Origin of the sequence: Streptomyces sp. TLI_053 (genome assembly GCF_900105395.1) — a bacterium.
Classification (GTDB): Bacteria; Actinomycetota; Actinomycetes; order Streptomycetales; family Streptomycetaceae; genus Kitasatospora.
In genome coordinates, this window is record NZ_LT629775.1 from 9556121 (window position 1) to 9577020 (window position 20900).

The 20900-nt window shown below is 72.7% G+C and carries 22 protein-coding genes and 1 pseudogene; 11 read left to right on the forward strand and 12 right to left on the reverse strand.

The window, feature by feature from the left end:
- Positions 1–495 precede the first annotated feature (495 nt).
- Positions 496–930, forward strand: coding sequence for an SRPBCC family protein (locus BLU95_RS39660; protein WP_093864298.1), 435 nt, complete (start codon positions 496–498; stop codon positions 928–930).
- Between the two features lie 175 nt (positions 931–1105).
- On the opposite strand, the gene BLU95_RS39665 is transcribed toward BLU95_RS39660, so the two are convergent.
- Complete coding sequence (locus BLU95_RS39665; RefSeq protein WP_093864299.1) at positions 1106–1588, reverse strand: RrF2 family transcriptional regulator; 483 nt, start codon at positions 1586–1588, stop codon at positions 1106–1108.
- A 119-nt stretch (positions 1589–1707) separates the two neighbouring features.
- Here BLU95_RS39665 and BLU95_RS39670 point away from each other — a divergent pair, with 119 nt between their 5' ends.
- Positions 1708–2448 (forward strand): SDR family oxidoreductase, encoded by a 741-nt coding sequence (locus BLU95_RS39670; protein ID WP_093864300.1) that lies wholly within the window; start codon positions 1708–1710, stop codon positions 2446–2448.
- A gap of 54 nt (positions 2449–2502) precedes the next feature.
- Here BLU95_RS39670 and BLU95_RS39675 read toward each other — a convergent pair whose 3' ends face one another.
- Genes BLU95_RS39675 through BLU95_RS39685 form a run of 3 tightly spaced genes read right to left on the reverse strand, consistent with a single transcriptional unit; the run spans position 2503 to position 5419 of the window.
- Positions 2503–3165 (reverse strand): LutC/YkgG family protein, encoded by a 663-nt coding sequence (locus BLU95_RS39675; RefSeq protein WP_093864301.1) that lies wholly within the window; start codon positions 3163–3165, stop codon positions 2503–2505.
- On the reverse strand, positions 3162–4667 hold the full coding sequence (locus BLU95_RS39680; protein ID WP_093864302.1) for a LutB/LldF family L-lactate oxidation iron-sulfur protein: 1506 nt from the start codon (positions 4665–4667) through the stop codon (positions 3162–3164). The genes BLU95_RS39675 and BLU95_RS39680 overlap by 4 nt, the downstream gene beginning before the upstream one ends.
- Positions 4664–5419, reverse strand: coding sequence for a (Fe-S)-binding protein (locus tag BLU95_RS39685; RefSeq protein WP_093864303.1), 756 nt, complete (start codon positions 5417–5419; stop codon positions 4664–4666). The genes BLU95_RS39680 and BLU95_RS39685 overlap by 4 nt, the downstream gene beginning before the upstream one ends.
- Before the next feature lie 142 nt (positions 5420–5561).
- Here BLU95_RS39685 and BLU95_RS39690 point away from each other — a divergent pair, with 142 nt between their 5' ends.
- From BLU95_RS39690 to BLU95_RS42775, 3 genes are all read left to right on the forward strand, one after another.
- A complete protein-coding gene (locus tag BLU95_RS39690) occupies positions 5562–6305 on the forward strand; it encodes a FadR/GntR family transcriptional regulator (RefSeq protein WP_093864304.1) in 744 nt (247 codons plus the stop codon).
- A 199-nt stretch (positions 6306–6504) separates the two neighbouring features.
- A complete protein-coding gene (locus BLU95_RS39695; protein ID WP_093865461.1) occupies positions 6505–6786 on the forward strand; it encodes a hypothetical protein in 282 nt (93 codons plus the stop codon).
- Between the two features lie 278 nt (positions 6787–7064).
- Entirely contained in the window at positions 7065–7232 is a 168-nt protein-coding gene (locus tag BLU95_RS42775; RefSeq protein ID WP_159425226.1) for a hypothetical protein, read from the forward strand.
- An 89-nt stretch (positions 7233–7321) separates the two neighbouring features.
- Here BLU95_RS42775 and BLU95_RS39700 read toward each other — a convergent pair whose 3' ends face one another.
- From BLU95_RS39700 to BLU95_RS39720, 4 genes and pseudogenes are all read right to left on the reverse strand, one after another.
- Positions 7322–7618 carry a hypothetical protein gene (locus tag BLU95_RS39700; RefSeq protein WP_093864305.1) on the reverse strand — a complete coding sequence of 99 codons (297 nt, stop codon included), beginning with the start codon at positions 7616–7618 and terminating at the stop codon, positions 7322–7324.
- Between the two features lie 228 nt (positions 7619–7846).
- A complete protein-coding gene (locus BLU95_RS39705; protein ID WP_231978129.1) occupies positions 7847–8137 on the reverse strand; it encodes a WhiB family transcriptional regulator in 291 nt (96 codons plus the stop codon).
- A gap of 188 nt (positions 8138–8325) precedes the next feature.
- The gene (locus tag BLU95_RS39715; RefSeq protein WP_093864308.1) at positions 8326–8787 is read right to left on the reverse strand and encodes a hypothetical protein; all 462 of its coding nucleotides are present in this window, start codon (positions 8785–8787) and stop codon (positions 8326–8328) included.
- 261 nt (positions 8788–9048) lie between these two features.
- Positions 9049–9306, reverse strand: a pseudogene (locus BLU95_RS39720) (LLM class F420-dependent oxidoreductase); the annotation flags it as partial.
- A gap of 63 nt (positions 9307–9369) precedes the next feature.
- Here BLU95_RS39720 and BLU95_RS45910 point away from each other — a divergent pair.
- Positions 9370–9480, forward strand: coding sequence for a hypothetical protein (locus BLU95_RS45910; RefSeq protein ID WP_400747884.1), 111 nt, complete (start codon positions 9370–9372; stop codon positions 9478–9480).
- Positions 9481–10029: 549 nt separating this feature from the next.
- Here the strand turns inward: BLU95_RS45910 and BLU95_RS39725 are convergent.
- The 3 genes from BLU95_RS39725 to BLU95_RS39735 form a co-directional block, all read right to left on the reverse strand.
- Positions 10030–11403 (reverse strand): HEAT repeat domain-containing protein, encoded by a 1374-nt coding sequence (locus tag BLU95_RS39725; protein WP_231978130.1) that lies wholly within the window; start codon positions 11401–11403, stop codon positions 10030–10032.
- 154 nt (positions 11404–11557) lie between these two features.
- Entirely contained in the window at positions 11558–12160 is a 603-nt protein-coding gene (locus BLU95_RS39730; protein WP_093864309.1) for a response regulator transcription factor, read from the reverse strand.
- Entirely contained in the window at positions 12157–13374 is a 1218-nt protein-coding gene (locus BLU95_RS39735; RefSeq protein ID WP_159425227.1) for a sensor histidine kinase, read from the reverse strand. Before BLU95_RS39735 ends, BLU95_RS39730 begins: the two co-directional genes overlap by 4 nt.
- A gap of 293 nt (positions 13375–13667) precedes the next feature.
- On the opposite strand from BLU95_RS39735, the gene BLU95_RS39740 reads away from it, so the two are divergent.
- From BLU95_RS39740 to BLU95_RS39760, 5 genes are all read left to right on the forward strand, one after another.
- The gene (locus BLU95_RS39740) at positions 13668–14609 is read left to right on the forward strand and encodes a ricin-type beta-trefoil lectin domain protein (protein ID WP_093864311.1); all 942 of its coding nucleotides are present in this window, start codon (positions 13668–13670) and stop codon (positions 14607–14609) included.
- A 371-nt stretch (positions 14610–14980) separates the two neighbouring features.
- On the forward strand, positions 14981–15907 hold the full coding sequence (locus BLU95_RS39745) for a hypothetical protein (RefSeq protein WP_093864312.1): 927 nt from the start codon (positions 14981–14983) through the stop codon (positions 15905–15907).
- A gap of 315 nt (positions 15908–16222) precedes the next feature.
- Positions 16223–17716, forward strand: a complete 1494-nt coding sequence (locus BLU95_RS42780) for a hypothetical protein (RefSeq protein ID WP_159425228.1) — start codon at positions 16223–16225, stop codon at positions 17714–17716.
- Between the two features lie 288 nt (positions 17717–18004).
- On the forward strand, positions 18005–18316 hold the full coding sequence (locus tag BLU95_RS39755) for an ArsR/SmtB family transcription factor (RefSeq protein WP_093864314.1): 312 nt from the start codon (positions 18005–18007) through the stop codon (positions 18314–18316).
- 141 nt (positions 18317–18457) lie between these two features.
- Positions 18458–19660 (forward strand): MFS transporter, encoded by a 1203-nt coding sequence (locus tag BLU95_RS39760; RefSeq protein WP_093864315.1) that lies wholly within the window; start codon positions 18458–18460, stop codon positions 19658–19660.
- A gap of 225 nt (positions 19661–19885) precedes the next feature.
- Here the strand turns inward: BLU95_RS39760 and BLU95_RS39765 are convergent, their stop codons facing one another.
- Positions 19886–20434 carry a 2'-5' RNA ligase family protein gene (locus BLU95_RS39765; protein WP_093865463.1) on the reverse strand — a complete coding sequence of 183 codons (549 nt, stop codon included), beginning with the start codon at positions 20432–20434 and terminating at the stop codon, positions 19886–19888.
- Positions 20435–20900 lie beyond the last annotated feature (466 nt).

Here is a 20900-nt window from a genome sequence, read left to right on the forward strand (position 1 = left end):
CTCGCTCCCCGGGGGTGGGCCGAAGATTTTGTTGTTTCGTCAGCTCGCTGCGGTCCTGACGAGCACCGGGACGGGTCGATGTCCCGGATCGGCGGGGCGCTGATGCCCGCACGGCACGAGGCAGCCGTTCCTGTCGAAGACCTTGGAGGCGTCGGCCGAGTTCACCCGTACCTTGGTGCCCCGAGCACGGACGGCGACACTGGCTCCCGGGAAACCGAGCGGTCGGGCCTGCGGCAATCCGGCAGTGGGTTGCCGGAGAGCCGCCGGGGCCCGTCGTGGCAGGGCTTGCGCACGACAGCCCGGCTGCAGGATTCTCGGGATGCCGTGCCCGCTCGGGGACGGCACGCCGACTGTCCTGGTCGCCCCGACCTGGGTTCGACGTCGCGGTGTACGAGACCGTTCCAACCGGCATCCCGGCCGGGAGGCGGTGGTGGTGCCGCCCGACGAGTACGGCGGCCCGGCCCTTCGGGGCCGGGCGGCGCTACGGTGGTCCGCATGGCCCGTTTCGTGCTGAACCGCCGCTCGCCGCTGCCTCCGGCCGACTGCTGGGAGCGGCTGACCGCCTGGCCCCGGCACGGGGAGCGGGTGCCGTTCACCCGGGTCGGTGTCGCCCGCGGTACCGGCCGGGAGGTCGGTGACCTCGTCCTCGCGCGCACCTCCCTCGGGCCGCTGGGCTTCGACGACCCGATGGAGATCGTCGAGCTGGTACCGCCCGGACCGGGCCGCGACGGGCTCTGCCGGCTCGCCAAACGCGGCCGCCCGGTGCGCGGCGGGGCCGTGCTGCGGGTCCGTGCTGCGGGCGGCGGCAGTGCGGTTTCCTGGTCGGAGGAGCTGCGGATCACCGGGCTGCCCGGCTTTACCGACCCGTTCGTCGCGTCCGCCGCCCGGTTGGTCTTCGGGCGGGTGCTCGACCGGTTGTTGGAGCCGTAGCCCCGGCTGCGAGCCGTGCCCGGACCGGGATCCCGCTCCGGGCACGCCCGTAGGGTCAGCCGCCGGTGCGGTCCGGGTGGTGCCACTCCACCAGCACGATCGTGGCGTCGTCGCGCGGCCGGTGCGAGGGCGCAGCGGTGCCCCCGGCGGCCCTGGACCGGGCCGCGCCCGCGGATCAGTCGGGGTCGCGGGCCAGCCAGGCGCCGACGGTGGGCAGTGCCTCGGATCCGCTGCCGGCGGCGACGGACGCGGCGAGGTCGGCGATCGTGACGGCGGCCAGTGAGGCGCGCCAGGCCGCGTCGGCGGCGCCCATCACCCGGGCGATGGGGCACGGCCCGGTGCACTGCTCGGGCGGGGTGCCCAGTGGGCCGCGTTGGCGGATCTCGGTGCAGACGAAGGCGGGGTCCGCCCCGTCGACGGCCTGCACCACGTCCAGCACGGATATCCCGGCGGGTTCCCGGGTGAGGACGTAGCCGCCGGTCTTGCCCTGCACCGAGTGCACCAGGCCCGCGCGGGACAGGGCCTGGAGCTGTTTGGCCAGGTAGCTGGGCGACACGTCGTGCAGCGCGGCCAGCCGGGCGGCCGGCACCGGCTCCGCGGCCGCGGTCAGCACCACGCAGCAGTGCAGCGCCCACTCCACGCCACCCGACAGCTTCATTCCGCCTCCCTCTGGCTCGCGTTTGACTCGGACAAAGGATATCCGAGTAGTATCTCGGATAGAACTTGTCCGAGTTTTGGTCGGGCGGTCGCGCCCGGCCGGTGAAGGAAGGCACTCCCATGAAGATCACCGTCATCGGTACCGGCCTGATCGGATCCCAGCTCGCCGCCGAACTCGCCGCCCGGGGCCACGAGGTGACGACCGCCTCGCTCTCCTCCGGCGTCGACCTGCTGACCGGATCCGGTCTCGACGGGGCGCTCGCCGGCGCGGAGGTGGCCGTCAACGTCACCAACTCGCCCACCTTCGACGAGCAGTCGATCGCGTTCTTCCGCACCACGGTCGGCAACCTGCTGGCCGCGGGCGAGCGGGCCGGCGTGCGCCACCAGGTCGCGCTCTCCATCGTCGGCGTCGACCTGGTCCCGGACCTCGCCTACTACCGCGCCAAGACGCTCCAGGAGGAGCTGCTGCGCGGCGGCCCGACGCCCTGGTCGATCGTGCGCGCCACCCAGTTCTTCGAGTTCGTCGAACCGACGATGTCCTGGACCTCGGACGAGGACGCCGTGCGCCTGCCCGCGACGCCGATCCAGCCGATCGCCAGCGCCGACGTCGTCACCGCGCTCGCCGACGTGGCCACCGGGGCGCCGCTCGGCGGCACCCTGGACGTCGCGGGCCCCGACCGGTTCACGCTCGACGAGATCGGCCGCCTCACCCTGGCCGCCCGCGGCGACCGCCGCCCCGTGCTCGTCGACGACCGGGCGGGCCTGTTCGCCGCCGTCCCCGGCGACGTGCTCACACCGGGTGCCGGTGCCCGGCTGGCCCCCACCCGCTACCGGGACTGGCTGGCGGCGACGGCCGGCTGACCGCCGGCCGCCGCACAACCGGGGTCCGCCGCACCCGGGCGGTCCGCTCCGCCGTCAGCCGGTCCGGTCCTCCACCAGGACGACGTCCAGCCGCCGCGGGCCGTGCACGCCCTCCACCCGGTCGAGCTCGATGTCGCTGGTCGCGGACGGCCCCGAGATCCAGGTCTGCGGGCGGGCGGGGTCGAGCCGGGGCAGCGCGCGCGGCAGCGAGGCCACCACCTGGTCGGCGCGCACCACGCAGATGTGGTGGTCCGGTACGAGAGTGAGCACGCGCCGGCCCTGGGCGGCCCCCGCGTCCAGCACGATGGTGCCGGTCTCAGCGACGGCCAGGGCGCAGCCGGTGAGCGCGCTGTCGACCCGGTCCAGCTGCGCCGCCGTGAGGTCGGCGCCGTCGGTGACCAGTCGCACGTCCTCGACGGCGGCCAGCCACGTCGCGGGCAGATCGGCCGGGACGGCCAGCGAGCCGGCGCCCCGCTCCGCCAGCAGCCGGGCGATCAGCTCCGGCAGTTCGCGGTCGGTGGAGCGGTGGACGACCGCCCGGTACTCGGCGAGGTTCTCGGCGAGCACGGCGATCAGGGTGGCCGGATCCTCCGCCAGGTGGGACACGAGGTAGTCGCGCCGTACCTCGTCGTCGGGGTCCGCGTCCGCCGCCCCGGCCGGTCGGTCGGCGAGCGCGGTACGGATCCTGGCGAGCACCTGCTCGCGGGAGTCGCTCATTCGGGATCGTTCCCCTCCGTGCGGTTCTCGTTCTCTGTGGGGTTCTCGACCGTGCGCTTCGCGGCCGTGCCGTCCCCGCCCGCCCGGTCGGCCTTCCACCAGTCGCGGAAGGTCCGGTCGGGCAGCTCGGGCAGATCCCGGGTGTCGCTCCAGGCCTTGGCCGGACCGGGCAGCGGCAGTCGGCGCGGGTGCAGCCGGCGGGTCCTCGCGGCGGTCCGGGCGGCCGCCCCGTAGGCCGCCGGGTGGTCCAGCAGCCAGGTCGCGGCCTTGATCACGGCGCGTTCGGCGCGGTGGCCGCCGGCCTTCTCCGCGACCTGCTCGCGCAGGTGGACCAGGACCTCGGGGATGTCGATGGCGACCGGGCACACCTCGTAGCAGGCCCCGCAGAGCGAGGAGGCGTACGGCAGCGAGGCGTCCACCTCGCTCCGCAGTCCCCGCAGCTGGGGGGTGAGGATGGCGCCGATGGGTCCCGGGTACGGCGAGCCGTAGGCGTGTCCGCCCGCCCGCTCGTACACCGGGCAGACGTTGAGGCAGGCCGAGCAGCGGATGCACCGCAGCGCCTGCCGGCCGACCTCGTCGGCCAGGGTCTCGGTGCGGCCGTTGTCCAGCAGCACGAGGTGGAACTCGCGCGGGCCGTCGCCCTCGGTGGTGCCGGTCCAGATCGAGGTGTAGGGGTTCATCCGCTCGGCCGTGGAGGAGCGCGGCAGCAGTTGCAGGAACACCTCCAGGTCGCGCCAGGTCGGGACCACCTTCTCGATGCCGACCACCGAGATCAGCGTCTCGGGCAGGGTCAGACACATCCGGCCGTTGCCCTCGGACTCGACGACCACCAGGCTTCCGGTCTCCGCGACGAGGAAGTTGGCCCCGGACACGGCGACCTTGGCCCGGAGGAACTTCTCCCGCAGGTGGAGGCGGGCGGCCTCGGCCAGTTCGGCGGGGGAGTCGGACAGCCCGTCGGGCGCGGGCCGCCCCCAACGGCCCATCGCCTCCCGGAAGATGTCGCGGATCTCGCCCCGGTTGCGGTGGATCGCCGGGACCAGGATGTGCGAGGGCAGGTCGTCGCCCAGCTGCACGATGAGTTCGGCCAGGTCCGTCTCGTACGCGGTGATGCCCTCGGCGGCCAGGGCCTCGTTGAGGCCGATCTCCTGGGTGGCCATCGACTTGACCTTGACGACCTCGCGCTCGCCCTTGGCCTTCACCAGTCCGGCCACGATCCGGTTGGCCTCGGCGGCGTCCGCCGCCCAGTGGACGGTGCCGCCGGCCGCGGTGACGGCCGCCTCCGCCCGGAGCAGGTAGTGGTCCAGCCGGTGCAGCGTCCGGTCCTTGATCTCCTTGCCGGCCTGGCGCAGCTGTGCCCAGTCGGAGAGCTCGGTGACCGCCTTGGCGCGCTTGTCGCGGATCGTGCGGGTGGCGCGGGTGAGGTTGGCGCGCAGGCGGGTGTCCCGGGTGCTGACGGCCGCGGCCTTCGGGAAGGCGGGCATGCCGAGGTAGGTGCCGCTCATGCCGCCGTCTCCTTCTCGGTGCTGGCCAGGATCTCGGCCAGGTGGACCGTGCGCAGCGGGGCGTCCTGCCGCCGGAGCGTGCCGCCGAGGTGCATCAGGCAGGAGTTGTCCGCGCCGCAGAGCACCTCGGCCCCGGTGGAGAGCGCGTTGCGCACCTTGTCCGCGCCCATCGCGGCGGAGACGGCCGGGTTCTTGACCGAGAAAGTGCCGCCGAAGCCGCAGCACTCCTCCGCGCCCGGCAGCTCCACCAGGGTCAGCCCCTTCACGGCGCGCAGCAGGGCCTGCGGGCGGTCGTCGAGCCCGAGCATCCGCAGGCCGTGGCAGGACGGGTGGTAGGTGACGGTGTGCGGGTAGTACGCGCCGACGTCGGTGACGCGCAGGACGTCGACCAGGAACTCGGTCAGCTCGTACACCTTCGGGGCGAGCGTCGCGGCGGCGTCGGCCAGTCCGCCGCCGCGGCCCTCGGCGCGGGCGGCGGCGCCGATCCGCGGGTAGTTGTCACGGATCATCGCCGCACAGGAGCCGGACGGGGTGACCACGTAGTCGTGGTCGGCGAACGCGGTGGCGGTGCGCCGGACCAGGGGCTCGGTCTCGCGTCGGTAGCCGGTGTTGAACTGCGGCTGGCCGCAGCAGGTCTGGGCGGCGGGGAAGTCGACCTCGACGCCGAGGCGCTCCAGCAGGCTCACCACCGCCCGCCCGGTTTCCGGGTACACCGCGTCGTTGACGCAGGTGACGAAGAGGGCAACACGCATCGCGGCTCCAAGGGCGGCGGTTCTGGGCTTTGGTCTGACCATAGATGGTGGGGAAGGGCGATGTACAGAACCGCCCGGCATATGGTCAGACCAAGGTCGGGGATCGGGCTACGATGACCCCGGATCGTTCGGAGGAGGGCACATGGCGGAAACGGCGGGCTGGGAACCGGTCCCGCGCACACGCACGTACGAGCTGGTGCTCGCCCGCATCGAGGAGCAGATCCTCGCCGGGAAGCTGCGCGTGGGCGACCGCCTGCCCCCGGAGCGGGAGCTGGTCGAGCTCCTCGGGGTCAGCCGGGCCGCCATCCGTGAGGCCCTGCGCGTGCTGGAGGCCCAGGGAGCCGTCCGCTCCCGGGTCGGCACCGGGCCGGACTCCGGCACCGTGATCGCCGCCGTCCCGGGCGAGGGCCTCAGCCAGCTCCTGCGCCTGCACCTCGCCCTGGCCAACTTCCCGCTCGCCGACGTCTTCGAGCTCCGGGCGAGCCTGGAGCGCTCCAGCGCCCGCCTCGCGGCCGCCTGCGCCGGTGCCGACGACCTCGCCCGCCTGCGCGAGCCGCTGCTCCGCATGGACGAGCCGGGTGTCGAGCTCGAACGGTTCAACGAGCACGACACCGCCTTCCACGTCGCACTCGCCGAAGCGGCGGGCAACCGGCTGGTCGCCGACCTCACCGTGGCCGTCCGCAACGCCGTGCGGCACACCATCCTCGCCGCCTCCCGCCGGCTGCCGGACTGGGAGGCCGAGGCGGCGAAGCTGCGTGCCGAGCACCACGCCATCTACGAGGCCGTCGCCGCCGGGGACGCGGAGCGGGCCGGCGACCTGGTCGAGGCGCACGTCCGCGCCTTCCACCGAGTGATCGCCGCCTCGGAGCCCGACCCGGCGGGGTGACGGACCGTCGCCCGGGCTCGAGGCCCTCTCCCGGTCGGGCCGCCCTCGCGGTGCCGGACCCGCGTGCTGCCACGATCCTCGGCCGAAGGGTCGACCGGGGACGGTGCGCGTCGTCCGCGTGGTCGTCGGCGTGGCCGGGCCCGTGCTCGAGCTCGAGGGGCATTCCGGTCCGCTCCCGGCCCCGGCTATGGTGGCGGGCATGACGTACCGCGTGCAGTTCACCGTCGAGGCCAAGGCGACCATTGACGCCCTGCCCGCCGAGCGTCGCGACCTTCTGGAGCGCGCCCTGGGCGTGCTCGCCCGCGACCCGTACCACAAGACCGCGACGGCACCCATCGGCCCCGACGAGCACCTGCGCAAGGCCTACGCCGCCCCCGGCGTCGTGGTGGAGTTCATGGTCGCCGACCACGTCCTGGTCGTCGTCGTCCTCCAGATCTTCGACGAGCTCCAGTACCTGATCGACGAAACCGACGCCCGCTGATTTCCCTCGTCGGTCCTCGCGCAGGCGGGCGGTCAGAAACTCCCGCCGTCCCTCAGAGCGGGCCGAAGCGCCGCCCGGTCGCCGCGGTCGGCGGCTGGAGTCCCGGCGAGCCCGGGAAGAGCCGAACCGTGCGCGCCACTCTCCGTGAGGGGCGGCCGGGGTCCGCCGGTGCGGTTGTGCGGCGCGGCCGGGCGTGGCGGGGGCGGTAGAGGGTGCGGTCGCTGCGCACTACGGCCGCCTGCGGGCGGCCACGGCGTTGCGGGAGGCAGGGAGCGGTGGTGGTCAGGATCACCGCGACGGCGGGCGGGACGAGCAACTGGACCAGGGCCATGGCTGTCGGTGCCTTCCAGGTGGAGGTGGACGTCTGCCGCGTGCCCGGCCGGGCCTGGACCGTGCCCGCGACTGCGGGTGCGCCGCCTGGTGCCGTGGTGCTCGGCGGTCGGTGACGACGAGTCCCTTTCGGGCGTGGTCGCACGACGGGCCTCCTACGGCCTCTCCTCACGGTCCGGCCGGCCGGACCCGCCCGGTGCGGCGATCACCGTCGACGGCGGGGCGTGCTTCCGGCGTCCGGCCGTTCCTGGCCGGGTGCGTCGTCGTGCTGGTCGGTGTTCCGCGGTTTCCGGGGCGGTGTACTCGTGCGGGACGCTTCGGTGGTGGCGTCGTAGGTCTCGCGGACCACGACGTCCTGGTCGTCCGCCGTGCCGGGGCCCGGTTTGCGGGGCGCCCGCGCGGCGCGGTCCCCGAACGAGCGGTCGCCCGATTCGCGGCGCCGGACGCGTTCGGCCGCCGTGGCCGGGGCTTCTCGGCTCTTGTTCGGTCCGCTGCTGCTCATCCGGGTCTTTTTCCCCGCGCCGGTTCATGGGGCGGCGCGGGCCCTGGTACTGCGGGCGGTCGTCTCGCGGGCTTTCTGGCGTCGGTCGCGGGTCATGGTGGAGCGGCGGGGGATGTCGGGGTCGCCGGCGTGCTCGTACAGCGCGGCCGTGGTGAGCTCGGACAGTTGCCGCTTGCCGCTTGCTGTTGAGGCGGGGCCCGGGGCCGGGGTGCTGGGCCGCGCGGCCGGCTACCTGCCGTGGTGGGCGACGGGGCGGAGGAGGGCGAGCCGTTCGTCCTCGCCGAGGCCGCCCCAGACGCCGTACCGCTCGCGCACGGCGAGCGAGTGGTCGAGGCACCGCTGGCGGACCGGACACCCGGCACAGATCCGTTTGGCCGCCGCCTCCCGTTCGTCGTGCGCCCGGCCGCGCTCGCCGGACGGGTGGAAGAACAGGGTCTCGTCCTCCTCCCGGCAGGCCGCACTCGACTGCCAGTCCCACTCGTGATCGACAGGTCCTGGAAGGCGCTCTGTCACTGTCACGAACATGTTCCTCTCACGGTCGTGGCTGCTACGGACCGGCCGAACCGGCTGTGGCGCCCGCGCCGGGCCCGACCGGTCGCGCTACCAGCGGCCGCGGGCCCCGGTTGTCGGGTGCCACGAGGCCTGCGTTCTTCTCGTCGACCTCGCCCTCGGGACGGGACAGGTCCTCGGCTTCGCGGTGGGCACGCTCACGGCCGGACTCGTTCACCGGGCTGCTCTTCCGTTTCGGTGACGGTGGGCGACTCGGCCCGGAGCCATGGCGGAAGGTCGTCGTGCCGGCGCCGCACGGCCCACCGTCCGAGCCCCACGACCGCGCCCACCGCCACGAGCAGTCCCACGGCCGCGCCCGCCCGGCCGCCGCGGCGACGGGACGCGGGTGGCGTCGGGTGGAGGCGGCGCCGAGCCAGCCGACCACCGCGGCGCGCCGCTTCGCCGACCGCGTCGCTGGAGCGCTCGGCCACGCCGGACACCGCGTGCGCTGCCTGCCGGCCTGCGGTGCGGGTGTGTTCGACGCCGGACGTCAGCGCCGCCAGCGCGGGCGCGGCGGCGTGCTCCGCCGCGCGGGTCGCCCGCGCGACTCCCGCGCCGGCGCCGTGCGCCGTGGCAGAGACAGCATGCCTCACGCCCGCCTTGGTCTCGTCCATGCCCATGGGTGCCCTCCTGCTCGGTCGTCTGCCTTCTCGCGCTCGCGTGTGCCCGGAAGGCCGGACATCATGTGGGCTTTTTTGCCGTGGCACGCGCCGGGTTCCGGTGATTCCCGTTCCCGGCACCTCGACCCGGGCACCGCGACTCGGGCCCCGTGACTCGGGTGCCTCGACTCGGATGCCTCGACGGGACCGAGCGGGATGTCCGATCGGATCGCAGCGGGCAACTCCCGGACCGTGTCACCCACGGGTGCCGGCGGTTCGGCGTCAGAGGTTCCGCAGGGCGGGCAGCAGAGCCGATTCGGCCCAGTCGAGGAAGGGCGGCTGCGCGTCGCCGCCGATCTGGACCAGGGCGACCTCGGTGAACCCCGCCTCGGCACAGGCGCGCACCGCCTCGACGAAAGCGTCCACGTCGTCGCCGCAGGGGATGGACCGCGCGACGTCGTCGGGACGGACGAACCGGCGCGCGGCGTCGAAGGCGGCCGGGCCGGGAAGTTCGGCGTTGACCTTCCAGCCGCCGCCGAACCGACCGACGCCATCCGGTGGCCGGACGAGGAGGAAACGCCTTACGCTCTCCCGTTCCACCCCTTGGCGATGGGAGAGGACGCGCTGCGCGCGCTCTGCGGCTTCGTCGTGGAGGCCGTCCGGATCCCGATGACGTGGACGTGGATGCCATCGAGCTGCACGGTTTCCTGGTGACGGATCCGAACGGGCCGGATCCCGCGGCGAGGGAGGCGGCACTCCGGGCAGCCGTGGCGCGCACGGGGCCCACCACGCGTCCTCGTCCTCGGTGACGCGAAGCTCGACCGCCTGGACCTCGGTCTGGTCGGAGTGCCAAAGCTGCGTGCAACGCACCGAACATGTCGCGGAGGTCGGTGGCGTCGACGGGATCGATCTCCATCTGCAGGTGACACGCATCGTCGTCACTGGGGGGGCAGACGCACCGAGAAGGCGAACCCGCGCCCGACCGGTTCGGTGTTCACCACCAGCGGGTTGTTGCGATCGGAGTCACCGCCGATGAGAACGAGGAGCCCCACGGGGACCGCAGATCGGACAGCATCCGCGCGGGAGGTCCGCGACCTCGGCCCTGGTGAGGTGGGCGGTGAAGTCGGCCGACAGGGACGAGCACCGGTCGGCGGTGACCCGCCAGCTGTCCTCACCGGCCCGGGCCGGCTCCAGTCACGCTCCACCGCTGCCGAGGCGTATCCGCGGTGCCTCCATCGTCATGTCCTCCGGTTCTCCGATCCGTCAAGCCCGATCGGGCTGCCCGCCCACGCCGTACCGCCAGAGGGCGAACAGCCGGTGGTCGTGCTCGGAGAAGGCATCGACCGGTCCGACGCGCTCGTAGGCCTGCTCGGCCCGCGGGTCGCCACGACGGGCGAGCGCGAAGGCTGCCTCCAGGCGCAGGTCCTCGTTGTCGTCGTCGAGGAGGGCGAGGAAGGCGTTCAGTACAGGGGTGGTCCGGTCGTCGGAGAGGGCGAGCGACTCGGCGGCGTTGCGGCGTACTCGGAGGGCGTCGTCCGCGAGCAGCAGGAGCAGGGCGTCCCGGATCGCCGGGGCGAGTGGGTTGTCGGGAGCGAACCGTGGAGCGAACACCTGGGCCACGGTGGCCCGGACGTCAGGATCGGGATCGCGAACCATGTCGAGCAGTGCGGATTCGGCCGCCGCACTGCGTGCGGTCCGCTCCCGGCTCAGGCAGAACGCCGCCTCGCGGCGCACGCGCGGGTCCGGATGGTCCGCGTGCCGCAGCCCGATGGCTTCCTGCCCCGGATGATCGCTGTTGTTGTAGGCGCCCAGGACGTCGGCCAGCACGTGCCCGTCGGGTTCGTCCCGGGCCCAGGACGCCAGGAAGTCGGCATCGCCGACGACGTCCGATGCGCGGTCGACCGGCACCGACGTGCCCCGGTGCCACAGAACCGAGGCCAGGAAACGGCGGTGTTTCGGGTCCGGATGGCGACGCAGAGCGGTGAGCTCGGACCAGATGCGTGGTCCCCGACGCCGGCCCAGACAGTAGCTGGCGAAGTACCAGTTGCTGTCTCCGTCCTCCGCATGGGGGACGGCGCGTGCCATCACCTCGGAAAGGGGCGGCAGCAGGCCGAATCGCCACTCCAGGTAGGTGAGGACTGCCCCGTGTCCGGCCCGCGCGGTGAGCCCGCCGAGGGAGATCTCGTCGATCGCGCCGTCGTCGTGGGTGTCGTCCATCCGGAGTGTGACGGCGGCCCCGGCGGCTCCGGTCCGGCGGCGCAGCTCCTCGACCACGCCGATCTCGTACCAGTGCCGGGCCAGGCCGAGCAGTTGTCGTCGGGAAGCCTCGGGCACACGGAGCCGAGGGGCATCTCCGAGTACCGCGGCGACCAGTGCGGGAGAGCCGGTGTCGACCGCCCGCAGGAGGGGAGTACTGCCGTCCGCGAGCTCACGGTCCGGGTCGGCGCCCCCCTCGACCAGAATCTCTGCGGTGAGGTGGTCGAACCCGGCCGCCGCGGTGCAGAGCAGGGGCAGGCCGTCGGGGCCCAAGGTGTCCGGCGCCGCGCCCTGCTCCAGACAGGACCGCACGGTGGCGGCGTCCCTTGAAACCACGGCACTGACCAACCGGTCGGTGAGGTCCGGCGATGGCGCTGTCAAGACTCCCCCTGATGATGTGTTCGAAGGGATCAACCTACCCGGAACAAGGAGACGACGCCGAGGCCGCCCGATGGCGACGAAGTCCGTGACCAGGTGCCGGCCGGCCGGAGCCGGCTCGTCGGCCACCCCCGCGTCGGCCCGCACGCGCGCGGCCTCAGATCCACCCTTCCTCCCAGGCACGGCGTGCCGCTTCGTGGCGGGTACGGACGGCCAGCTTGGTGATGGCGGCGGAGAGGTAGTTGCGGACGGTGCCGGGTGCGAGGTGGTGCTGTTCGGCGAAAGCGCCGATGGCCTGGCCGTGGTGGACGGCGCGCAGGACGTCGAGTTCGCGCGGGGTCAGCGGGCAGGGGGTCTCGGTGAGGGCGTGGGTGGCGAGGCGGCGGTCGATGTAGCGGCCGCCGGTGTGGATGTCCCGCAGGATGGCGGCCAGTTCGGCGGCGGGAGTGGTTTTGGGGACGAAGCCCTGGACACCCGCCGCCAGGGCGCGACGCAGCACGCCGGGACGGGCGTGGCGGGTGACGATGACGGTGCGGACCGGGTGGTGCCTGGTGATGGCCTGGGCTGCGGAGATGCCGTCGAGGTGGGGCATCTCCAGGTCGAGAAGGGCGATGTCGACCGGGTGACGGGCGGCGGCTTCGACGGCCGCGCGGCCGTCCGGGGCCTGGGCGGTGACGGTCAGGTCGGGTTCGAGATCGAGGAGTGCGGCGAGGGCGCCGCGGACGAGGTCCTCGTCGTCGGCGAGCAGGATGCGGATCACGCAGGGGTCTCCCGGGAGGCGTGGCCGGCCAGTTCGAACTGGCCGCCGGGGTGGGTGGCGATGCGGATGCACCCGCCGATGGCGTGGAAGCGTTCCTGCAGTCCGGCCAGGCCGCTGCCGGGCTCCGCGGTGCGCGCCGGTGCGCCGTCGTTGCGCAGCAGGAGGCGCGCCCGGCCGGGGGAGGCGGTGACGGTGATACGGCAGTGGCGGGCCCGGCTGTGGCGCAGGATGTTGGTGACGCCCTCGCGGACCAGGGCGGCGAAGGCCGGCTGGAGCTGGTGCGGGATGTGTGCGGCGTCGCCGTCGACGGTGGTGCGGATCCCGGCGGCCTCCAGGACGGCTGCGGCGTTGGCGAGTTCGGTGCTCAGGCTGGCGCGCCGGTAGCCGTGGACCACGGCCCTGGACTCTTCCAGCGCGGCGCGGGCCAGGTCGGTGATCTCCCTGACCTGTGCACGGGCCTCCTGGTCACTGCGGCCGATCAGCCGTTCGGCGAGTTCGCCCTTGAGCGTGATGACCTGGAGCCGGTGGCCCTGGAGGTCGTGCAGATCGGCGGCGAACCGCATCCGCTCCTCCGCCACGGCCAGGGTGGCCGTGGTCCCGCGGACGTGTTCGGCCTCCAGCACCGCCCGCCACAGCCGGGCCAGCACCGACTCCACTCCGGTGATGAACAGCACCATCGCCGCGCCGGTCACCGCCGGGACCCCGGGAAGCAGGTCGGGGTGGGCCTGGCGCCACTGCGCCACCGTCTCACCCAGGACCGCGCAGACCAGTGCTACCGCCGCCAGCAGCCGCCAGCGCGCCTGCGGGGGCAGGGACAGGGCCAGCGCCGCCGCCATCGCCCCGGGCACCATGGCCCAGTCGATCGCGGTGTACGGGCGGTCCGCCATGTCGCCCCAGACGGCGATCGCCGCGGCCAGCAGCAGGACGTTCCACCACCCGCCGACGACGGCCGAGCCGTCCAGTGGGCCCCGGCCCCCGAGGCCACCGGGCACCGCCCGGCGGATCAACCGGGTGTGCTGGACGGCGACGGCGACGACCACCGGAGCGGTCAGCGCCCGGCGCGCGGGGCTCAGGTTGAACACGACGTCGTTCGCGGCCAGCAGCAGCCACAGGGGCCCCAGCGCGAGCAGCGTCCAGGAGGTCAGGCGGCCCAGTCTCCCCAGCTCGAGTCTCCCCGGCTCGAGCGTCCCGGACCCCGGAGGTGAGGTGATCATGTCCGGCCAGCCTAGAGTCCGCCGTCCGCTGTTGTCTGTGGCCGAACCAGCCAAAAGGCCATGACAACTGTCATCGGTCGGCCATGACACCGCCCGCCCGGCCGATGGCATCCGCCACTACCGGCGACCCGTGCCCCACGACAAGACTCTCCCTCGTCCGGACCGCTGCGGCATCGCGGTCCCGGCCCGTACTCGTACTCGTACCGGCAGCCGTACACCGGCAGCCGGCCGCCGGCCGACGCGCTTCCCCGCCCGGCGGTCCGTCACCCCACCGATCCTTCAAGGAGACAGTCATGCGCTCGACCCTCAGGCGCCTCGGGCTCGCCCTGGCGCTCGCCGTGACCGGTCTGGGCCTGGTGCCCGGCGGCGCGTCCGCCGACACGCCCGCGACCGTCCTGTTCAACCAGTACTCGGAGCGCTGTCCGGACGGGCATGCCGAGTCCCAGGACATGCACCCCTGCGCACCGTCCGACAACCCCGGCATGTGGGTGATCAAGCCCGTCGCCGGCTACCCGGAGCGGTACACGATCACCATCCCCACTCCCGACGGCGACCGCTGTCTCACGCAGTTCGACGGTGTGGTGGGCTCCGGCTGTCGGGTGGGTGCCACCAGCCAGCAGTGGGAGATCACCCCGTTCCAGGCGGAGCCGCCGCTCTACGGCCTGCTCGGCGTGCGGCTGAAGAACGTGTCGACCTCGGACTGCCTGGACAACTCGAAGAAGACCTTCGGCGGCTGGAAGCTGGTCATGCGCGGCTGCGACTACGGCAGCTACCAGCAGTGGAACATCTACAGCACCGCCTACCAGGCCCTGTTCGCGGGTCGGCACGCCGGCATGACCTGGGCCAACCTGGAGCAGCGCGCCGACAACGTGGTGCACGTCGGCTACGACAACTCCACCAACAGCAACCCGTACAACGGTGACACCCCGTCGAGTGCCGTGCTGCCCCTGCTGTGCCTCAAGCAGGACGGTCGTCCCGCCCCCGCCGGTGTCCCGACGAGCGGCTTCCACAGCTGGGCCGGCGGTGAGGTGAAGGCCACCGCGCCGCTGCCCGGCAGCCAGCTCACCAGCCGGGCTGCCGCCGACCAGAAGTGCGCCGGTGCCTTCGGCGCCGGTTTCCGGATGGCCGAGTTCCACGACGCCTCCGGTTGGGGCCTGTGGGCCAACGGCACCCTGCCCACCAACACCCGCTTCTGGACCGCCATCAACGACCAGCCCGCCAACCCCTGGAGCTGACCGCCGGACCCTCCGGGCGGGCGCCGTCCCCGGCGCCCGCCCGCAGTCATCGGTGCGGCCGATCGGGTCCCGATTCGGTGTGTCCGATCGGGCTCCGACCGATGTGGGGGACCGGCAGCTCGCGGTCGGGGGAGGTGGCGGCGCCGGCCGGGCCGGCAGCCTCAACCCGTTGTCGCAGGTCATGGCCAAGGTGATGCGACCCGTCCCGACACTCGGCTCGGGCGGCGTCAGCAACGCGGGACAGAAGCACAGTTCGTCATGAGTACGTGTCACCGCACCACAGGCCCGGCGGACCGCGTCGTAAATATTTTCGAGAATGTCAGCGGTTCGTGCAAGTGTTCTCCCTGATCATCCCATCTGACGGAGAACTCGTGAAGATCCGCCGTACCACCCTGACCGCCGCCGCCACGCTGGTGGCCCTGTCCGCCGTGGCCGCCTGCAACGACGGCGTCGACGCCAAGTCCGCTCCGCCGGCCGTCAGTGCCCCGGCCACTGCCAGTCCCGCCGTGAACGCGAGCGCGAGCGCGAGTGCTTCTCCGAGCCCGTCCGGGACGACGGAGGCCCCGACTCCGACTGCGACGCCCACCGCGACCGCCACGCCGACGCCGCCCCCCACGCCGACTGCCACTGGCGCGCCGGTCGACGCCACCGGTGCGTTCGACCCCGCGGTGGCGCTGGCCAACGCGGACCGGACGCCGTACGCCGCTACCGAGACCATGAAGACGACCGCGTCGGCGGACGGCCAGGGCTCCGTGATCACTGCCACCGGCCGGGTGAACTTCAACACCCCGTCCCGTGAGGGCCGGACCGAGACGAAGATGACGATCACCGGCAGCGACGAGCCGATGTTCTGGCTGGAGGTGGTCAACACCGGCAGCGCCGTCTTCATGCGGGACAAGAGCAAGCCGGGCGGCGCCTGGAGCCCGTCGACCACCGCGGACGACACCCGGTCGGACACCATCGGCGACTACGTCAAGGCACTCGTCGACGCCGGCCCGGCAGCCCGCAAGGGGATGGAGCAGAAGAACGGCGTCCCGGCCTACCACCTCGGCGCCCGCATGACCGCCGCCCAGATGAAGACCATCGATCCCAAGGAGTACCAGAAGCTGGTGGACAAGGGCGTCAGCGGGAAGCAGATCGACGTCTGGATCGACCGGGCCGGGCGTGTCCTGGCGCAGACGCAGTCCATGAAGATCCCCAAGGACGGCACGACCGTCAGCACGGTGATCACGGTGGCCTACACCGACTTCGGCCCTCGCGAGACCTTCCCCGCGCCCACCACCGCCGCCGCGAGCTGACCGGCAGCACCCCGCCGCGCCGCCCGCGCCGCCCGCCCGCGCATCCGGGCGGGCGGCCGGCCCGGCCGCGCCCGGCCCCGTCGCACCGGCTGACGCCGCCGCCGCTACGACGTCAACTCCCGGATCCCTGCCCCGGCACGGAGTGCCGGGGCCTACGAACGGCACCTGGGCACCCGGGCACCTCGCCGAAGCCGGGCGAGCCGGTGCACGGCGACGTCGGGGTCTTCGGGCGACGGCTACGGGCACCCTGTCCCGGCCGGTGTGCGGTCGATATGCTCGCGGTGGAACATCCGTCCGGGTTCGGGGGAGCCACTGGTGAGTGTTCAGGGTGAGGGACCACCGGAAGCGGAGCCGCCCAGCACGCCGCCCAGCACGCCTCCGGCGCCGCCGGAAGCTGCGCCGCCGGAACCCGCGCCACCGGAACCCGCGCCACCGGGTGCTCCGCCGTCCGCCCCCGCCGCACCGGGCAGCGGCAAGCAGGTCCTGATCGGCGTTCTGGTCGGGGTGCTGCTGCTGATCGTCGGGGTCCCCGTCGGGTTGCTGACCACGGTGTGGCAGGACGACCTGGGCAAGGACGACCCGCAGTTCTCCGCCCGCTACGCATTGGGCACCGTCGGCAATCCGACGGTTGTGCCCCAGGCGATGAGCGCACCGGACATCCCGGCCGAAGCGGGGACCGAGTGCGTGGGCAGTCGGCGCTGGGCGCACGAGCACGGCGGGACGGACATCGGTACCTCGGCGATCGATCTCCAGCTGGTCGGCGCGAAGGACCGGACCGTGGCGATCCGCAACATCCGGGCCGAACGCATCGGAGCCCCTCGGCCACCGCAGAACGGCACCGTGCTCGGCTGCGTCTCGCAGGGCATCGGGGAAGTGGGGAAGCTCGGGCTCGACCTCGACTCGGCGGCGCCCGTCGCACTGGTCGGCTACGCCGAAGGGGAGATGTCCTACACGCCGTACTTCCGCGACAGGTTCCACTACCTCGAGAACCAGAAGCCGGAGGTCTTCAGTGTGACGACGCTGGCCTCCGAGCACAGCTACGACTACGTCATCAAGGTCGACGGGTCCGTCGACGGCGAGGACCGGACCTGGACGTTGACCGCCGAGGGCGGCAAGCCCTTCCAGATCTCCGGGGTGCGCGATGAGCGCTCCACCATGCTCACCTTCGGGCTGCCGACACCACGGACCGACTACCGGAGCGGAGCGCTCCTCGGCGCATCCCGGTGCACCAACGTCTGTCTCGACGACGACCACCAGCAGGTGAAGCAGCCGCCGGGAATCACCTACCCACCGCCCGCTTCGCCTTCCGCTCCCCGGCGACCGCAGGCGAAGACCCCGCCGCTGACGGTGGCGCCCCGCGACCCCGAGTCGGTGGCGCTGGCCTGGGCCGTGACCTCCTACAGCTTTGACCACAGTGAGACAGAGGCCGACGTCACCGCGCGCTCGGCCCGCTACCTGACCGCCCAGCTGCGGGAGAAGCGGCAGCTCTACGCATCGACTTCGCTCACCGGAGGCAGCCCGCAACTCCAGGACCTCCGGGCCCATCACGGCTGGTCCGAGGTGTTCGCCGCGGACGTGATGCTGGAGAAGACCGATGACACCGACTCACCGCCGCCGCTGACCCGTCAGAAGGTCAGCCTGGGGGTCCGCCTCCAGTACGACTTCATGGACGAGAAGGGCTGGAGCGCCGCAGGCGGCGCGACGGCGAAGCCGCTGCTCGCGGAGTACCGGGTGACGATGGAACGCCAGGGAGACGGCACCTATCTGGTGGATGCGTACTACGAGGTCGACAGGTCCAGCGGCGGCTGACCGGTCGACCCGGGCTGCCCCACCGGCCCTCGGCCGGCCGCGCATCCGGAGAGTCACTCGCAAGTCACGCCTGCGAACCGGTCGTTCGATTTCCCGGGTGTCCATTGAACGGTTCGGTTCGGGGTGTTCGGGGTGTTCGGCGGTCCGGCGGGCCCGAGCACGCGGCCGGTCCACCCTGCGCGGTGGCGTCGGGCTCAGGTCACCGGGTCCGGGTTGACACGTTTCTTCGTATCGAGAATATTAGATGCGTCCCGGGAGGTCCGGTCCGGCTCGCGAAAGGGGTGTGCGGTGGATCCGCTGGCCGTTCACAAGGCGCTCGCCAATCCCGCGCGGGCGGAGTTCCTGCGCTGGCTGAAGACGCCGGAGCGCTACTGGGACGAGGAGTACTACCTCGAGCGCGGTGTCGGTTTCCACATCGGTGTGTGCGTGACGGAGATCCGGGAGCGTTCCGGGCTGGCCCAGTCGGTGGTCTCCGGCTACCTGCAGATCCTGCGGGACGCCGGGCTGCTGGTCTCGGAGCGGGTCGGCAAGTGGACGTTCTACCGGCGCAACGAGGAGACGATCGCCGCATTCGCGGCGTACGTGCGCGACGAGCTCTGACTCCTCCGTTCCCGGGTCGGCGCGGGGGAGGGGTGTGCCCTCTTCGCGCGATAATCCATCTAACTATCTAGATTTGTAGCTCGGTCTGGTGGGGTGGCGGCGCAGCCGTGCCCGCGCACGGCCGGGCCGCGGAAGGCAGTCATGGCAAAGACCGGTCCTGTTGTCCTGACCCTCTCCCTGGGGGTGTTCGGGATCATCACCACGGAGATGGGCGTCGTCGGCGTCCTGCCCCGGATATCCGAGGAACTCGGCGTGACGGCGGCCGAGGCCGGCTGGCTGGTCGGGGTGTTCGCCCTGGTGGTCGCCGTGGCGGGCCCGTTCGCGACGCTGCTGGCCTCCGGGGTGCGGCGCAAGAGTGTGCTGGCGGCCGCGCTCGCGGTGTTCGCCGCCTCCAACGCCGTCTACGCGCTCACCGACAGCTTCCCGGTGATGCTCGTGTTCCGGATCGTGCCGGCGCTCTTCCATCCGGTGTTCTTCGCGGTGGCGCTGACCGCCGCCACCAGGCTCGTGCCACCGGAGAAGGCCACCCGGGCCGCCACCACCGTCTTCGCCGGGGTGACGCTGGGCTTCGCCTTCGGTGTTCCGATCACCTCCTACCTGGCCGAACACCTCTCCCTCGCCGCCGCGTTCTGGTTCGGCGCCGGCGCCAACCTGCTCGCCCTGCTCGGGATCCTGGCCCTCTTCCCGTCCGCACCCGCGGAGCAACGACTCTCCTACGGCGACCAGTTGAGCATCCTCAACCGCCCCCGCCTGTGGCTCTCCCTGGCGGCCGTGGTGCTCGTCTTCGCGGCGATGTTCTCCGTCTACGGCTACTTCGCCGAATACCTGGAACGCGTCACCCACCTGGGCGGATCGACCACCGGTGCGCTGCTGATGGCCTTCGGCACCGTGATGGTCCTCGGCAACCTCGTCTTCGGCCGGCTCCTGGAACGCAACCCCGTCCGGACCGTGACCGCCTTCCCCGTCCTCTACGCGCTGCTCTACGCCCTCCTCCACACCGTCGGCCCGTGGGCCGTCCCGACGGTCCTCGCCGTGCTCCTCTGGGGAGCGGTCCACTCGGGAGGCCTTGTCGTCAGCCAGACCTGGCTGGCCCGCGACGCCCAGGACGCGCCGGAGTTCGGCAACAGCCTCTTCATCTCCTTCTCCAACCTCGGCATCACCATCGGCAGCGCCGCCGGCGGCCTGGTGGTCGCGACCGCCGGAACCCGCCAACTCCCCTGGGCGGGAGCGGGGTTCGCACTGGCCGCACTGGCCTCAGTGCTGCTGCGCCGCCGACTGGGGCCCGAGGCGCCGGGCGAGGGAGCGGCGGACCGGGCGGAGGGGCGCCTCCCCGTGCGGTCCTGACGCGGGGGCGGCGGAGGTTCCGCGAATCGGCCGGCAGGCCCGCGCGCGAGCAATCCGTTCTGTCCCTCGTCGACCCTCGGGACGTGTGACCACGAACCCGGTCGAGCTGGACGAGGCGCTTTCCCCGGTTCGCCCTGCCGGGCGAGTTCCTCGGGGCTGCGGCGCGGTCGCCGGCACCCGCGCCTGCGCCGGTCCGCTGCCCGTAGGACAGCGGACCGGCGAACGTCATGACCTGGTGGTTCCGAGTGCGAACGACGCTCGTTCCCGCCATTTCGTGCCGTCGTGCACCATGAGCTCGACCGACGAGATGCGAGAAGTGAATGGGAGCCTGGGGGTGAGGTCGGCCTCGATCTCCTCCAGAACGGCTTCTTCCTGACCGTGAGCGACGGTCAGGTGCGGCATGACGTCGGTGAACCGGCCCTCGTACGGCGGGGCCTCGGGCCAGCGGTCAGCGATCGCGCCCGTGAGCCGCCGCAGTTGCGTGTCGGGGTCCGGGGCGAGATACAGCACCTCCGGGAACCGCCCGCATCTCTCGAACCGCAGGTCGAAGGCCGGGGGGCCGCCGAGAATGTCTGCGAGGACGGAGTGGATGTGTGCATCCGTTCTACTCCCGTCGAGGAACGGGAAGAGCACGGTGACATGCGCCGGAACCCCGGCCCGGGCCGAGGGATCGAACCGTTCGCGCCAACCGCCGACCACCGGCTCCGCCTCGGGGATCCGGACGACGAGTCCCGTTCGGCCCGTCCGAAACGTATCGGTGCTGTCATCTGCCATGACGCAGCATGGTGCCATCTGAGCGGCCCCAGAGCGTCCGAATTCTTGCCGGGGTGAGTCGGGGCGAGATGGGTCCGGGGCAGCTCGAGTTCGTCGTTCAAGGGTTGGGGCTGCCGCCTCGGTTTGGTTGTTCGACTGCTCGCGGGCGGAGTACGAGGTTTTCCACCTGGCATGTTCGCGGCTGGAAAATCCCAGGTCAAAGCCCTGGTCACGGTCGATTCCCGGGTCTAGGCTTCCCGGCACGGCGGCCCACCACAGGGCCGCCGGCCAGATCAGCCGTGCCGTGCCTCCGGCGCTGCTGGCCCCCACGGCCGGGTCCCGCGGATCACCCCCCTACGTCCCCGGGACCCGGTCCCTGCACTCGTTCCCCTCCCCGCCCGCGTTCTCACTGCCGACGTTCGGCACGGCGCCGCAACATCAGCCGGCGGTCTCGGACGGCGACGCGGGGGCATCAGGCAGATGGGAG

Excerpts from the sequence above, each read along its gene's own strand:
- BLU95_RS39660 (WP_093864298.1), top strand. The coding sequence starts at position 496 with ATGGCCCGTTTCGTGCTGAACCGCCGCTCGCCGCTGCCTCCGGCCGAC.
- BLU95_RS39665 (WP_093864299.1), bottom strand. The coding sequence starts at position 1,588 with ATGAAGCTGTCGGGTGGCGTGGAGTGGGCGCTGCACTGCTGCGTGGTG.
- BLU95_RS39670 (WP_093864300.1), top strand. The coding sequence starts at position 1,708 with ATGAAGATCACCGTCATCGGTACCGGCCTGATCGGATCCCAGCTCGCC.
- BLU95_RS39675 (WP_093864301.1), bottom strand. The coding sequence starts at position 3,165 with ATGAGCGACTCCCGCGAGCAGGTGCTCGCCAGGATCCGTACCGCGCTC.
- BLU95_RS39680 (WP_093864302.1), bottom strand. The coding sequence starts at position 4,667 with ATGAGCGGCACCTACCTCGGCATGCCCGCCTTCCCGAAGGCCGCGGCC.
- BLU95_RS39685 (WP_093864303.1), bottom strand. The coding sequence starts at position 5,419 with ATGCGTGTTGCCCTCTTCGTCACCTGCGTCAACGACGCGGTGTACCCG.
- BLU95_RS39690 (WP_093864304.1), top strand. The coding sequence starts at position 5,562 with ATGGCGGAAACGGCGGGCTGGGAACCGGTCCCGCGCACACGCACGTAC.
- BLU95_RS39695 (WP_093865461.1), top strand. The coding sequence starts at position 6,505 with ATGACGTACCGCGTGCAGTTCACCGTCGAGGCCAAGGCGACCATTGAC.
- BLU95_RS39700 (WP_093864305.1), bottom strand. The coding sequence starts at position 7,618 with ATGAGCAGCAGCGGACCGAACAAGAGCCGAGAAGCCCCGGCCACGGCG.
- BLU95_RS39715 (WP_093864308.1), bottom strand. The coding sequence starts at position 8,787 with ATGGGCATGGACGAGACCAAGGCGGGCGTGAGGCATGCTGTCTCTGCC.
- BLU95_RS39735 (WP_159425227.1), bottom strand. The coding sequence starts at position 13,374 with ATGATCACCTCACCTCCGGGGTCCGGGACGCTCGAGCCGGGGAGACTC.
- BLU95_RS39740 (WP_093864311.1), top strand. The coding sequence starts at position 13,668 with ATGCGCTCGACCCTCAGGCGCCTCGGGCTCGCCCTGGCGCTCGCCGTG.
- BLU95_RS39760 (WP_093864315.1), top strand. The coding sequence starts at position 18,458 with ATGGCAAAGACCGGTCCTGTTGTCCTGACCCTCTCCCTGGGGGTGTTC.
- BLU95_RS39765 (WP_093865463.1), bottom strand. The coding sequence starts at position 20,434 with ATGGCAGATGACAGCACCGATACGTTTCGGACGGGCCGAACGGGACTC.